This is a genomic window from Gemmatimonadaceae bacterium (assembly GCA_035633115.1).
Taxonomy (GTDB): Bacteria; Gemmatimonadota; Gemmatimonadetes; order Gemmatimonadales; family Gemmatimonadaceae; genus UBA4720.
In genome coordinates this window covers 237,498-250,730 of sequence record DASQFN010000058.1, presented here as the reverse complement: position 1 = coordinate 250,730, position 13,233 = coordinate 237,498, and the positions used below count along the sequence as shown (strand labels likewise).

The window sequence follows — 13,233 nt, the reverse complement described above, 5'->3', positions numbered from 1 at the left end:
CATCTTCCGCAAAAGCGACAGCGGCCTGGCCGATACTTAATCGGGGCGGCGGAGTCCATTTGGTGTTAGTCTATCCGCTCGCCCGTTCAGTGACCTGGAGATCAAATGCGGATTCGATATGCAGCCCTTGCCGTCGTCGCCGTCACAGCCGCGTCGTTCATGGCTTGTTACGACGCCTCGAAAAATCCAACAGCGCCTTCTCCGGACGAGATCTCAGTCGCTGCGCATGCGAACGCGGCAAAGATCAGGTCGGTATCGGTCTCGCCGGCGAGCGCCAGCGTTCAAGTGGGCTCCACCCTCCAGCTCTCGGCGACGAGCAAGCCGCCGACTTCGTCGTTCGTCTGGGCCAGCTCGAACCAGGGTGTAGCTACAGTGAGCCAGACGGGACTGGTCACCGGAGTTTCGGCGGGGCAGGCCACGATTTCAGCGTCGGCAGAAACCAAAAGCGGGACCTCCGTAGTTACTGTCACAAGCACGCCGGCACCGCCGCCTCCTCCCCCGCCACCGCCGCCTCCTCCCCCGCCACCCCCGCCGCCACCGCCGCCGCCACCGCCACCGCCTGTTGTGTTCGTAGGTGCCGGCGATATCGCTTCGTGCACCTCAACCGGTGATGAGGCCACGGCGAACCTGCTCGACACCATCGCCGGCACAGTGTTCGCGCTCGGCGACCTGGCCTATGACAACGGGACAGCGGCCGAGTTCACGAATTGCTACAACCCGTCATGGGGGCGCCACAAGGCGCGCACGAAGCCGGCGCCGGGTAATCACGAGTACAATACCGCAGGTGCTACGGGCTACTACGGATACTTCGGCGCGGCTGCCGGTGACCCGTCGAAGGGATACTACAGCTACGACCTCGGCGAGTGGCACATCATCGTGTTGAACAGCAACATCGCGCGCACCGCCGGCTCGGCGCAGGACCAGTGGCTGCGCGCGAACCTCGCGGCAAACACGAAAACCTGCACGCTTGCCTACTGGCACCATCCGCGCTTCAGCTCCAGCTCGGTTCACGGCAACGACGTCACCGTGCAACCATTCTGGGAGGCGCTCTACGCTGCGAATGCCGACGTCGTACTGGTTGGGCACGACCACAGCTACGAGCGTTTTGCGCCGCAGACCCCGACGGGTGCTGCTGACGCGACGCGAGGTATCCGGGAATTCGTCGTCGGCACCGGCGGGCGCAGCCACTACGCGCTCGGCACCGTTCAGCCAAACAGCCAGGTGTACAACGGGAATACTTTTGGCGTGCTCAAGCTGACGCTTTCGGCGGGTACGTACGGTTGGCAGTTCGTGCCGGTTGCCGGCGGGACGTTCACGGACTCGGGAACCGGGAGCTGCCATTGAGGGCTAACTGGCGTTCATAAAAAAGCCGGAGGCCTGGGCTTAGTGGGCCTGGGCTTGGAGCTACAACAATTCAGCGACGGCGCGCGAAATTGCTGATTGCCTTGTAGATATTGTGCGATGGCTGCGGCGAGGCGGCCCCAATTTCGTCGGATGGCCGATTTTCGGAAGCTCGATGTGTGGCGCAGGGCGCACGAGCTGATGCTCGAAGTACATCCTTGCAAAGCTTATTGCCCCAGCCCACTAAGCTCAAGCCCGAGAGCTTTTCTTAGGTTGAGGACATCGCACGGGCGAGGGCGGCTGTATCCGCCGGCCCGGTGCGGCAGCACCCGCCAATGAATCGCGCACCAGCGTCCACCCATGCGGGCGCAAGATCGGCCAGGCGAGAGCCGTGAGGCGCGCCGCGCCATTGACGTGAGCCCGCGTCCCACTGCTCGCCCGAATTCGGGTAGACGACAATCGGCTTTTCGGTTCCGCGAGCGAGCTCCCTGATTGCTGTCGTCACAACGCGGGGATGAACGCAGTTCACGCCCACCGCAAAGACACTCTTCACAGAATCGGCAGCACGCGCGCAATCCGCGAGTGGCTCGCCGTGCGAAGTGTGGACGCCATCGGGCGAGGTGAAGCTCAGCCACGCCTGCGTATGTCCGTGATAGCCGAGCAGATCGAGCAACGCCCGCGCTTCGTCGAGCGACGGAATCGTTTCACACGCCAGCACGTCGGCACCCGAGTCTGCCAGAACCGAGAATCGTGGCGCATGAAACGCCTTCAGATCGCTCACGGAAAGTCCGTAGTTGCCGTGATACTCGGAGCCGTCATGCAGGGTTGCACCATAGGGGCCGACTGACGCAGCGACGTAACGCTTTTTACCATCCGCCTTGATGGAGGCATTGGAATCACGCGCTTGGTCCTTCTCAAAGCGGTCACGTGCACTTCGTGCCAGCGCGACTGACCTCTGCAAAACCAACGTCGTTTCTTCGGGAGTGAAGCCGAGACTCGCGAATCCCCCGTAACTCGCCTGGTAGCTGGCCGAGGTCACGCACTGCGCGCCTGACGCGAAATAGTCGTAGTGCAATTGCTCGATGGCATCGGGAGCGTCGAGCAAGAGCTGCGCAGACCAGAGAGGGCCGGAGATGTCGTATCCGCGCTTCTCGAGCTCGGTAGCGAGACCGCCGTCCAGAATCAGAATATCGGAATCGAAGTCTGTATCCATGTAGTGGCACCCATTGCGTCCCCGTGAGCGCGATCGGCAATTTCTGACCCGATCCACCGCTACCGCAGCGATCCAGCTGCGTCTTCTCTCTTCCCGCCAATAATGCGCCGCCTACTCAGCATTCTCGTACTGACAATCACACTCGCGCCAGTGACCGCGGCTGGACAGGGCGGAGGGACGAAGGCAGTCGACTGGAATGCCCTCGCGCTCGAAGGCCAGCGTATCCTGAGCGATTATCTGAAGATCGACACCAGCAACCCGCCCGGAAACGAGACGAAAGCGGCCGTCTTTCTAAAGGCCATTCTCGACCGCGAGGGCATTCCGGCGCAAATTCTCGACACTGCCGAGCTCGGCGCCGGTCGCGCCAATCTCTACGCCCGGCTCAAAGGCAACGGCTCGAAGCGCGCAATCGCACTCGTCAATCACTTGGACGTGGTGCCCGCGACGCCGTCGTTCTGGACGGTCGATCCATTCTCCGGGATTGTGAAGGACGGTTACATCTGGGGGCGTGGCGCACTCGACATGAAGGGCGAAGGCGTGGTGCAGCTGATGGCGCTGATTGCGCTCAAGCGCTCCGGTGTTCAGCTGAACCGCGACATCGTTTACATCGCGAACGCCGACGAGGAGCTCACTTCCACCGGCGGCATCACCTTCGTGAAGAATCACGCCGACCTCCTGAAGGACGTCGAGTACATCATCACAGAAGCGACGGAGAACTCGGTTCAGAACGGAAAGATTCGATACTTCGCAGTCGGAGTCGCAGAGAAGAGAACGTTCTGGCAGCGCCTCTCGGTAAAGGGCGTTCCGTCGCACGGCTCGCGGCCGACGAAGCAGAATCCCGTTCCGCGCCTGGTTGCGGCGCTCGACAAGATCGCGAAGTACGAGACGCCGATACATGTGACACCGGGAGTCGCAAAGTTTTTCAGCGACATCTCGCGTCTCTACCCCGAGCCGCGGAAGAGCTGGCTGGCGAACGTCGAGAAGGCCGTGACGAATCCCGAAGCGCGCGAGTGGATTCTGAGCGACCCTTACTGGAACGCGTATCTGAGAAATACGATCTCACTCACCGGCCTGAGCGGATCGAACAAGACCAACGTCATACCCGCCGAGGCGACGGCGGACGTGGACGTCCGTCTGCTGCCTGACACAGATGCTGCAGCCGTGCTGGCTACGTTGAAGCAGATTGTGGGGGATACCGCCGTGCACTTCACCACGCTGCTCGCGCCGAAAGCGCCGCTGGAGAGTCCAATCGATACTGACCTGTTCAAGGCGATTGAAAAGGCTGTGCGGGAGCGTGAGCCGAGCGCCTTCGTGACCACTCCGATGCAAACGGGAGCGACTGACCGTCCGACTTACCGGAAGCTGGGGATCATCACGTACGCGATCGATCCGTTCAAGGTCGAGCAGGCGGAGCGACAGCGAGGTGTCCACGGCAACGACGAGCGCCTGGCCGTGGAGAACGTGGGCTTCGGGACGCGTTACTACTACGACATACTGCGCTACGCGCAGTAGAAAGGGACTGCCGACTAACTAATTGTCAGTTCTTATGACGGAAGGTGATTCGGCCGCGCGTCAGGTCGTAAGGTGAGACCTCGAGCGTCACACGGTCGCCCGCCAGTACGCGAATCCGAAAGCGGCGCATCTTGCCGGCAATCGTCGCGTGAACATCGTGCCCGTTGCTGACCAGAACGCGAAACGTCGCATCCGGCAGTACTTCAGTCACTGTTCCTTCCAGTTCGATTGCTTCTTCCTTCGCCATATGCCTCCGTCTCGGTTACGTGGTCGATCGAGCAGAAAAAAACAGGGCCACCCCGGCTAGCCAGGGTGGCCCTGCATCTATTACCGAGTCGCTGCGATAGTGATCAAGCGTTGAGCCGGGTCACATTCTCGGCGGCCGGGCCCTTCTGGCCCTGCACGACGTCAAACTCGACGCGCTCGCCCTCGGTCAACGACTTGAAACCGCTGCCGCTGATGGCCGAGTGATGAACGAAACAGTCCTTCTGTCCGTTCTCGGGGGTGATGAAGCCAAAACCCTTGGCGTCGTTGAACCACTTCACAGTTCCTGTGGTACGCATACTGATACTTCCTCGTTAATAATGTTGGTCGGAAGTGCGGTATGGCCGTACCTGCCGACTATGTTGGTTGACTCGCCAACGGAAAAAAGACCTGGTTTTATCCAGGTCCCAATTTCGTTCGCTGGCTAAGTCGCTGCACAACGATATGTGCAACAGAATCAAAATGTACGTCATTCCTGCTGATTGTCAATGAAAGCGCGAGCGAAATCGAGTGTCCTGCCAATCGGGCCCTCTTATGACCCGATGGAGGCCCGTACCGTCGACGAGATTCCGGACGGAGAAGGCTGGCAATACGAGCCCAACGATCGTGGCGGCAGCCGCTGATGAGGCCACGGAACGATTCGCCGTACATTTCAGATCAACCCGACAGAGCGTAACCCATCGTGCCCTTCTCGTTTCACACCGCCGATGTTTTCACCGACGTGCCTTTTGGCGGCAATCAGTTGGCGGTGATTCCTAACGCCGCGCAGATCACGCCCGAGCAGATGCTGCAGATCACGCGCGAGTTCAATTTCTCCGAGACTGTCTTCGTGCTGCCGCCGGAGACGCCGACGGGAACGCGCCGCCTGCGAATCTTCAACCCCGGCGGCGAGATGCCTTTCGCCGGTCATCCCACTGTCGGCACTGCTTTCGTCCTCGCATCGACCGGCGAAATCCCGCTCGACGGCGAGGAGACGCGAATTGTTTTCGAGGAGGGCGTGGGGCCCGTTCCTGTTCTGATCAGGGCCAGCAAGGGCCGGCCCGTCTTCACGCAGCTCACCGCCGCGAAACTTCCCGAGCGAGGGCCCGCTCCAACCGACGCAGCCGTTCTCGCCGACGTGCTCTCACTCGAGCCCTCGGACATTCTCTACGACAGCGTGTTCACTCCGGAAGCGGTCTCGGCCGGCATTCCCTTTCTCTTCGTACCGCTTCGAAGTCTCGATGCGCTGGGTAAGGCGCGCGTGAGAAAGGACGTGTGGGAGCGGACGCTCCAGGATTCGTGGGCGTCGGAAATCTTCGTGTTCGTCGAAGACGCAGAGTCCGCGAAGCGGGGGGGAGTGCGAGCGGGTGATGGCGTGATTCGCGGGCGAATGTTCGCGCCAACACTCGGCATTTCCGAAGATCCGGCGACCGGCAGCGCAGCCGCAGCGTTTGGCGGATACCTGACTTGGCGCTCTACAGTTCGCGATGGAATGCTCAAGTGCCTCATTCACCAGGGCGTGGAGATGGGACGGCCGAGTCGGCTGGAGGTCGAGGTTGACGCCCTCGGCGGGCAGGTGAAGGCTGTGCGCGTCGGAGGCGCTTCCGTGTTGGTAAGCTCCGGGACGTTGTACTACCCGTAGAAAGACTGAACTGAATAGTGCGAGTATCTGGCGTCAGGGTTGAAGGCACCTGGCAAAAAAAAACCCGCTCGGATATCCGAGCGGGCTTTTTCATTCAGTCAATCACAGCGTCCACTTCACGCGGGCGTAGATGAACCGCCCGTTCAAGCCAAACGTGTTCACCGTGTTGCTGTACGGGAAGATTCCGCTGTTGGCATTGATGGGTATCTGCTCGTCGGGGTACTCGTCGAACACATTGTTCGCCCCGAGTGTCAGCCGCAGCTGGCGGAAGAACGTGTACGACGCGTTCACGTCGGTTATCCACTCCGGTGCGAACGTCTGGTCCAGCGCCCGATTGGTCGGATTCCCGCGGAAGCCGACCTCTCCCCAACGGGCAGTGTGGATCGTTCCCGTGAAATCGCGATAGGTGTGATCCAGCGTCAGGTGGAGCGTGTTGTGCGGCTGGCCAACCTCGATGCGGCCGCGCTCGACTTCATCGAACAGCACAGAGGCCTGGCTCGCCAGCGCAGGAGGAGTCGACGCCACGCGTGTGACCTTGCTCCTCGTTTGATTGTAACCACCGGTGAACCGTGTTATCCCGATGTTGCCGAAGTCCAGGGCGTAACGCGTTACTACGTCGAAGCCAACGGTCCGCGTGTCGATCGCGTTGGTGAAGTATCGCGCGCTTCCGACGCCCGGAAATCCCTGAGCCGCGAGAAAAGCGGTCATTGCCGCGCCGGTGAAGTTCCCCGAAAGAACGATCCGGTCGTCAATCGTGATGCGATAGTAATCGGCGGTCAGCGAGAGATTCTGCAGGGGCGCCAGCGCGATACCAATGCTTGTGTTGACCGAGGTCTCCGCCTTGAGCGGCTCGGCTCCAAGTGCCTCTGCAATTTCACCCGAGGCGGGCAAAGTCTTGACTTCGACCGGAACGAGCCCCTGACCAAAGTTGAGGAAGTTCGTCGCCGTCGACGAGAAGAATGACTGAGCGAGAGACGGCGCGCGAAATCCTGTCTGGAATGCGCCGCGAATTGCATAGCCCGGATAGAACTCGAAACGGGCTGATGCCTTGCCGGTCGTGGTCGACCCGAAATCGCTGTAGTTCTCGCTTCGGCCCGCAAGTCCCACAAGCAGGCTCGGGAGGAGATTGGTCTCGAGGTTGAGGTAGCCTGCGAAGCTGGTGCGAGTGTGGTCGCCCGCATCACTCGGCTGGAATCCGGCAAAGACCTGAGCTCCCGGGATGGGGTGCGCGCCCGCGCTCGGGCCGTCAAGCACCTTCACACCGCCGTCGATGTAGGAGCCAGGCTCCCCTGCCCTCACTCCGTACAGCTCGTGCCTGAACTCGGCGCCGAGAGCGACGTTGAGTGGCGCCGCGAATGCGCCGATCGGGAAGCCGCGCACAAGGTCGAGGTTGAGCACACCCTGATTGAACTTGAACCCACCCGCGTCGAACTCGGTGGGGCTGGAGTTGCCCATCGTCGCGTTGTTGGTGTTCGTAATCTCAAAATCGAAGTTGTTGTGTCCGTAGGTTCCGCTCAGGTCGTAGTTCCATCCGGCGATGGGACCCTTCACCCCTACCGTCCCGGCGTAATCGAGGATGTCACTATTGATGAAAGGGAGGAATCCATTCGGCCAGATGGAGCGGACTGTGTTGGTGCCGTTCGGCAGACGCCAGTTGCCGGCGCCCTGACCGTCGCGGTGGGACGTGCCACCGAACGCGTAAATTCTGGATCCATTCGACATCTGCGGCATGTTCGCGTTGAACATGAACCCGATGTCGGTCACCAGTGCATCGCCCTGCCTGAAATGATTTTGTCCGACGAACTGCGGGTCGGAGTTGCGCGGATCGCCCGCAAAGTACTGAGTGCGCATATCAGGCAGAGACCGGTTCGTTGAGCCTCGATGCTGGTACTGTCCGGTTACGTGAAGAAATCCTCCGCCCGTGAAATTCCGGCCCGTGTTGACATCGACTTCAGTGACGTCGCCATCGGTGAGCCGGGTGTCCTCCAACGCGCCAAGATTTCTCGCGAACGTCGTGTCCTTCGGCTTGAGCGTCGTGTAGTTCGAGCCTACGTGGGCGCCGATCTCAGTAGTCGGATCGGTCTTGAGAATGATGTTGATGACGCCCGCTATCGCGTCCGAGCCGTATTGCGCCGCGGCTCCGTCGCGAAGAATCTCGATCCGCTCGATGGCACTCGAGGGAATTGCGTTGAGGTCGACGCCCGTTGACCCGCGACCAAGGGTGCCGTTCACGTTGACGAGCGAGCTGGTATAGCGTCGCTTGCCGTTGACGAGAACGAGAACCTGGTCCGGTCCAAGGCCACGGAGCATCGACGGGCGGATATGGTCCGTCCCATCGGAGATCGTTGGCCTCGGGAAATTGAAGGAAGGCGCCAGCATCTGGATCACCTGGTTCGTCTCGATCTGGCCAGTCTGCTGAATCTCCGCCGGTGTCAGAACGTCGACGGGCACGGCGGAGTTCAGCACGGTGCGATCCGTGAGCCGGGTGCCAATGATGACATTCGCGTCGAGTCGCACGCCACCCTTCGTGAGGCGATAGTCGCGGTTCTCGACGAGCGCTGTAGCGACTACCGTGTCGATAACCGGCGAGTATCCGATGCCAGTCACGCGAACGATCTGGGTGCCCGCCGATACCGGCAACCGGTATGAACCGTCGCTGCGTGTGGCTGTACCTTGAAGAGTTCCGACGACCGAAACGCGCGCGCCGGCGACAGCCTCGCCCGTTGCTGCGTCAGTGATTTTGCCGGTGATTGCCTGCGCTCCTGCCGAAGAAGCGGCAATGAGGGACGCGGCGGCGGCAACGAGGACCGGGCGGAAACCCAGCCGTGAGGGCGAATGCGGGAAGGAGTTGAGCGGTTGACCTGACGGACGAAGTCTCTGGTACATTCGCACTCCAGTTGTGTGGGATCACCCGTTGAAAGCACGCGGCGGCCGCCAGTTATGGCCTGAGCCGCTATTACAATGTTCAACCGGGGTGTGGATGGCGCAATGGAAATTGTCGCTACGCTACATTCTCAGAGGAGGCTGAGCCGCACCTTAGGGTGCAGCCGCGATGGAAGGGACGACGAAGAGAACGCGCGTCTTCCGTGGTCGCTTCCGGCTGGCTGGGCGACGGCGAGCCGCGCCGAGTTACTGCACGAAGTTGTACAGCCCGTACAGGAAGACGACTGCGCCGCCGACTGCGAGGAGTATCCCCGCGGTGTCCCCGATGGCTGCACCGATGATCATGGCTGCACCACCGACGACCATCAATGCGACGTTCTGTCCCGCGCCGAGGTGCGGATCAGCGGCCGCGGCTGCGCTGGCGCTGGATCGCTCAGCAGCTGGAGCGCGAATCCCGACAGTGCTCGCTGCGGTGGTCGGGCCTGCGGATGGCGCCGCGACGTCCGCCGTCGACACCGCGTCGGTCGTCATTGCCGCGCTCGATGTCGTCGCGGCCGGCGACGTCGTTGCCGTCTGCGCAACAACCGCAACTGGCAGGATCATGAGAAAGAACCCTGCGACAAGAAAGAGAATTTTCCTATTCACTTGTTAGCTCCATGCGTCGAGGAATGCTGTGGGCCAATGCCGCGCTCAATGGGAACGATAGCGTAGCGCGCCCTAGTCTGCACTCTTTGCGCCAGAAACAACTGGCGCATCAAACGCTCCGGTGAGGATCCTGCCCCCCTTCCTCACCTGCACCCACACGCGGTAGTTGCCGGGCTTCGGGAACGCGTAAGGAAACGCGACCTCGCTTTTCGCCTTCATTGGAGCTGACATCATGGCGTGCTCCGCCGCGCTGATGCGCGCGCCGAGTCTGCCGCCAACCGAATCTCCGGGTTGGCGCATCTCGAAGCTCATCTGCGCCGCCATTGGAACGGTGCCCGAGGGATGCAGGTGCACGAACACCGTGCCATCGTCCCTGGCGACAACCGCATGGCCCGCCATTCCCATGTACGGCTCGAGAGTGGCGCGCGTACCGTCAGGGTTTCGAACTTCGAAGCGAAGCGCAGCGTCCTCGCCGGCAGGAATTGAATTCCTGGCGCCAGTCCATGTCATCACCGATCCGTCCGCGAGTGTCACGCTCCGCGTGCCGCGTTCAACTGGTCCCGTGAACCACGAATCGTCCGGGTCTGATGCGGAAGCCGGCGAAGACGAGGACGCCGCCAACGCAGCGGTCGTCGAGTCGATTCCAACTGACGCAACCAGCGTTTGCGCGTAGCCGCTCTCGTGAACGATGTCGGCGAAGACGCGATACCGCCCTGCCGGCAGCGGAGGGAGATCGGACGGGAAAACGATCGAGTCAGTCGAAGTCGGGTGGAGATGAGCGAGCGCGCCGAGGTCGTCACGGATGAGGAACAGGTGCATCAGCTTCCCATGATCGGGAATAAGCGGGGTAAACGAATTGGCATCGTGGCGCCGCAGCCACGCCGAGTCTGCGCGATGGGCCCAGATCGAGTCGGCGATCGTGAAGACGAATCGCGGTCGAGGCGATGCAGGCTCGATGACTGCCTTCGACGCGAGTGGCTTGAAGATATTCCTTCTGAAGATGGCGTCCTCGCTGCTCCACCATTTCCAGCCACCGAAAAGAAGCAGCGCCAGCACAATGCTCGTGCCGAACATCGCGCGTCGCGCTTTCGCGCGACTGGCGGGTGTCGGTGGCGTACCGGGCGGAAGCGTCCCTTCCCTCACCGCTGCACCGATGATCGTTACGAGTCCCGCGAACAGGAGCGCGCCCACTATCGAGAGAGCGGTGCCCAGTCGCGGATCGAGGTCCAGACGGCGCAGTGGAACATTCAGCACGGGCACAACCGCCTTTCCGCTTCCGCGCGATCCGCTTACCGCAACTGTGATGCTGTTCGACCCGCCCGACATCAGCCAGAGCTTGCCCGAGAAATATCCGGCGTCGCCCTCTACCGGGGCGAGCACTTCAGGCGGTGGCGTGGCGCCAGTAGCGTCGAATTTGTTTGCGACAACGGTGACGGTATCGGGCCGCTCGCCTGGTGTGCGCACGAAAATCTCCGCGACTCCCGGCACAACACCGGGCATCCGAACCTGGACGATTACTTTGTAGGGGCCGGCGTTGCCCTCGTACCATGCGTCGGGGCTTCCGACATGGGCGGTGAGGGCGAGGTACAGCAGCGCAACACCATACGCGCGCGCCGCCTTTCTCATTTTCATCTCTTGATGCGCGACATGCCTGAGCCCCACCACAATCCGAGCCGAGCGCTCGCCGCGGCGGAGATCGCGGCGATCACCATCCCGCCGGCAAACGCCGTCGGGCTCCGATCCAGATTCCAGTACTCGTATCGCCACGGGCCGAGGCGGGAGCTGTAGTCCCATTTGTCCACGCCGAAAACGAAGTTGCGCGCGGAGGGCGACAGAAGAAATTCCGCCCAGTACCAGTGCACCCCGATCATCACCACGACGAACGCAATTCCGATGGCCATCGAAAGAATCCAGTCACGATTCTCCCCAAAGCGACGCATCAGCAAGTCGATTGCGATAGCCGGAAAAACCAGAAGAAGCGGGAATGGGGTCGGCACCATGTGTGTGACGGGGTTGTAAATCGGCGCCAGCCTTGCCTGCGCCGGGAAGAGCTGCGTCACCCACATCGTCAGCAGGATGATCGCCATGAACAGGAGGGCGACCGTCGTCGCCGGCCACCTGAGCCGCAGGGCGCGCGCGAATGCAGTGAGAAATATGGGAAAGACGATCGCCGTCACCCGGTAGAATGACGACCCGTGCATCGAGTTTCCGAACGCCGCTTCCTCCTGAATGAGCACGCTCGACATTACGAGGATGATGCCGGACGCAAAGGCGAGGATGCAGGCGTAGCGCCGGCGGTCAGCCTCACGGTCGGTGCGGTTCTGCGCTCCGAGGGCCATCAGCATCGCGCCCACCTGGATGCCGATCATTCCCCCCGCAAGCACCATATGTGGCGGACTCAGGATTTTCACGTCGAGACCGTAAGCGTTGTGCCACCAGTCGTCGAACGGCGCGGAGGTGATCATCATGATCGTCCCCCAGATGCAGACCCACGCGCCCACAGGGGCCTGGAAGAAATGCCAGAACCGAACCGAAGTCGCGCGGGATTCGGCGGTTCCCGCGAAAGTAGTGCGGAGGGCGATATAACCGCAGCTCAGCCCGGCGACGACCGCGGCGATCTGCTCGAGCAGGTGGGGGGGCGACCAGAAAGTGTCGCGGCCGATTGTGCGGTGCCACGAGATGTCCCACAACAGGCCGGCCACGATGCAAGCCGACGCGAAGACAACAGCGTAGATCGGCCAGTTGGCGATCCCGACAACGCGGGCTGCTTCGGTTGAGCTCTTTTCCTCGGCTCCGGTAGGAGCGAATGTCGAAACTGTGGTCGCCATCGGCTGCCGTTGCGTGAGGTCAGCCGCGGTTCCTTCGCCTCCGCTCGGGAACGCTGACTCTGCCCTTCACTGTGTTGTACTCGATCGAGCCGCTTCCCTTTCGGTCGACGATGAAGTCACCGCCCACTCTGTTGACGTTGACGCCGCCGAACCCCTTCGAATGGATGCGCATGGTTCCGCCCACGCCGCTGACATCGACGCTGCCGGATCCGTCGTTGCCAATGGTAAAGTTGCCGGTGACGTTATCTGCGTCAATGTTGCCTGAGCCGTCGTCGACTTCGACGTCACCGCCCACTCCCCTGACTACCACATTGCCCGATCCGTCGTTGATGCGAACGTCGCCCGTGATTCCGGAGAGCTCGAGATCACCCGATCCATCCGACAGCTCAACGGCGCCGGTTCCTCGGATCTTCAGCTCGCCGCTTCCGTCCGCGACGTCAAGCGGAGTGTCGGTAGGCACCTCGATGTCCAGATCGAGCTGCTGGCGATGATCGCCCTGGAACACATCCCAGAGGGAGTGGTTGCTGTCCGGCATGATGACCTTGATCACCACTTCGTCACCCTGCCGCTCTGCCTGAAGCTTGATCTCGTCGAGGATGCGCCGGCTCGACGCGCGCGCGACACCGGTGACACGCACCTGCGTGAGTCCGGGTCGCCCCGTCACGTTGAGGTAACCGGAGCGCGCGCTGATCCGTATGACCCGTGCGCCCGCCGCGCTTACGACGGCATTCCTCGGCGCGCTGAAGTCGTCGGACTGCGCCTTGCCGGAGCTGGGGATGAAGACGCCAAGAATTATCAGCGTCGGTGTCGCTGCTTTGCGGAGGGATTTGCTGGTGATTGTCATTGTCATGAGGGGCCGGGGGAGGTTGCGATGTCGGCGCGCTGTTCAAGGCGTTTGACAGCCATAAGGGCCGTACGGTTTGAAG

The 13,233-nt window shown here is 61.7% G+C and carries 12 protein-coding genes; 4 read left to right on the top strand and 8 right to left on the bottom strand.

Translation table 11 applies throughout. From position 1 onward, the window contains the following. Nucleotides 1–105 precede the first annotated feature (105 nt). Nucleotides 106–1,344, top strand: coding sequence for an Ig-like domain-containing protein (locus tag VES88_08495; protein HYN81527.1), 1,239 nt, complete (start codon nt 106–108; stop codon nt 1,342–1,344). A 265-nt stretch (nt 1,345–1,609) separates the two neighbouring features. Here VES88_08495 and mmuM read toward each other — a convergent pair whose 3' ends face one another. Then, nucleotides 1,610–2,554 (bottom strand): homocysteine S-methyltransferase, encoded by a 945-nt coding sequence (mmuM, locus tag VES88_08490; GenBank protein HYN81526.1) that lies wholly within the window; start codon nt 2,552–2,554, stop codon nt 1,610–1,612. A gap of 102 nt (nt 2,555–2,656) precedes the next feature. Here mmuM and VES88_08485 point away from each other — a divergent pair, with 102 nt between their 5' ends. After that, entirely contained in the window at nt 2,657–4,066 is a 1,410-nt protein-coding gene (locus VES88_08485; GenBank protein ID HYN81525.1) for a M20/M25/M40 family metallo-hydrolase, read from the top strand. A 25-nt stretch (nt 4,067–4,091) separates the two neighbouring features. Here the strand turns inward: VES88_08485 and infA are convergent, their stop codons facing one another. Both infA and VES88_08475 read right to left on the bottom strand, forming a co-directional pair. Continuing rightward, nucleotides 4,092–4,313 (bottom strand): translation initiation factor IF-1, encoded by a 222-nt coding sequence (gene infA / locus VES88_08480; protein HYN81524.1) that lies wholly within the window; start codon nt 4,311–4,313, stop codon nt 4,092–4,094. Between the two features lie 103 nt (nt 4,314–4,416). Then, nucleotides 4,417–4,629 carry a cold-shock protein gene (locus VES88_08475; GenBank protein ID HYN81523.1) on the bottom strand — a complete coding sequence of 71 codons (213 nt, stop codon included), beginning with the start codon at nt 4,627–4,629 and terminating at the stop codon, nt 4,417–4,419. 189 nt (nt 4,630–4,818) lie between these two features. Between VES88_08475 and VES88_08470 the strand changes: the two genes are divergently transcribed. Together VES88_08470 and VES88_08465 are read left to right on the top strand one after the other, a co-directional pair. Next, nucleotides 4,819–4,953 carry a hypothetical protein gene (locus VES88_08470; protein ID HYN81522.1) on the top strand — a complete coding sequence of 45 codons (135 nt, stop codon included), beginning with the start codon at nt 4,819–4,821 and terminating at the stop codon, nt 4,951–4,953. Nucleotides 4,954–5,012: 59 nt separating this feature from the next. Continuing rightward, on the top strand, nt 5,013–5,951 hold the full coding sequence (locus tag VES88_08465; GenBank protein HYN81521.1) for a PhzF family phenazine biosynthesis protein: 939 nt from the start codon (nt 5,013–5,015) through the stop codon (nt 5,949–5,951). Nucleotides 5,952–6,053: 102 nt separating this feature from the next. Here the strand turns inward: VES88_08465 and VES88_08460 are convergent, their stop codons facing one another. The 5 genes from VES88_08460 to VES88_08440 all read right to left on the bottom strand — a co-directional run bounded on the left by VES88_08460 (nt 6,054) and on the right by VES88_08440 (nt 13,157). After that, nucleotides 6,054–8,837: a TonB-dependent receptor gene (locus VES88_08460; protein ID HYN81520.1), complete on the bottom strand. Its 2,784-nt coding sequence runs from the start codon at nt 8,835–8,837 to the stop codon at nt 6,054–6,056. Between the two features lie 243 nt (nt 8,838–9,080). After that, complete coding sequence (locus VES88_08455; protein ID HYN81519.1) at nt 9,081–9,479, bottom strand: hypothetical protein; 399 nt, start codon at nt 9,477–9,479, stop codon at nt 9,081–9,083. A 72-nt stretch (nt 9,480–9,551) separates the two neighbouring features. Then, entirely contained in the window at nt 9,552–11,105 is a 1,554-nt protein-coding gene (locus VES88_08450) for a hypothetical protein (GenBank protein HYN81518.1), read from the bottom strand. Between the two features lie 2 nt (nt 11,106–11,107). Next, nucleotides 11,108–12,307, bottom strand: a complete 1,200-nt coding sequence (locus VES88_08445) for a hypothetical protein (protein HYN81517.1) — start codon at nt 12,305–12,307, stop codon at nt 11,108–11,110. A gap of 19 nt (nt 12,308–12,326) precedes the next feature. Next, complete coding sequence (locus VES88_08440) at nt 12,327–13,157, bottom strand: hypothetical protein (GenBank protein ID HYN81516.1); 831 nt, start codon at nt 13,155–13,157, stop codon at nt 12,327–12,329. Nucleotides 13,158–13,233: the final 76 nt, after the last annotated feature.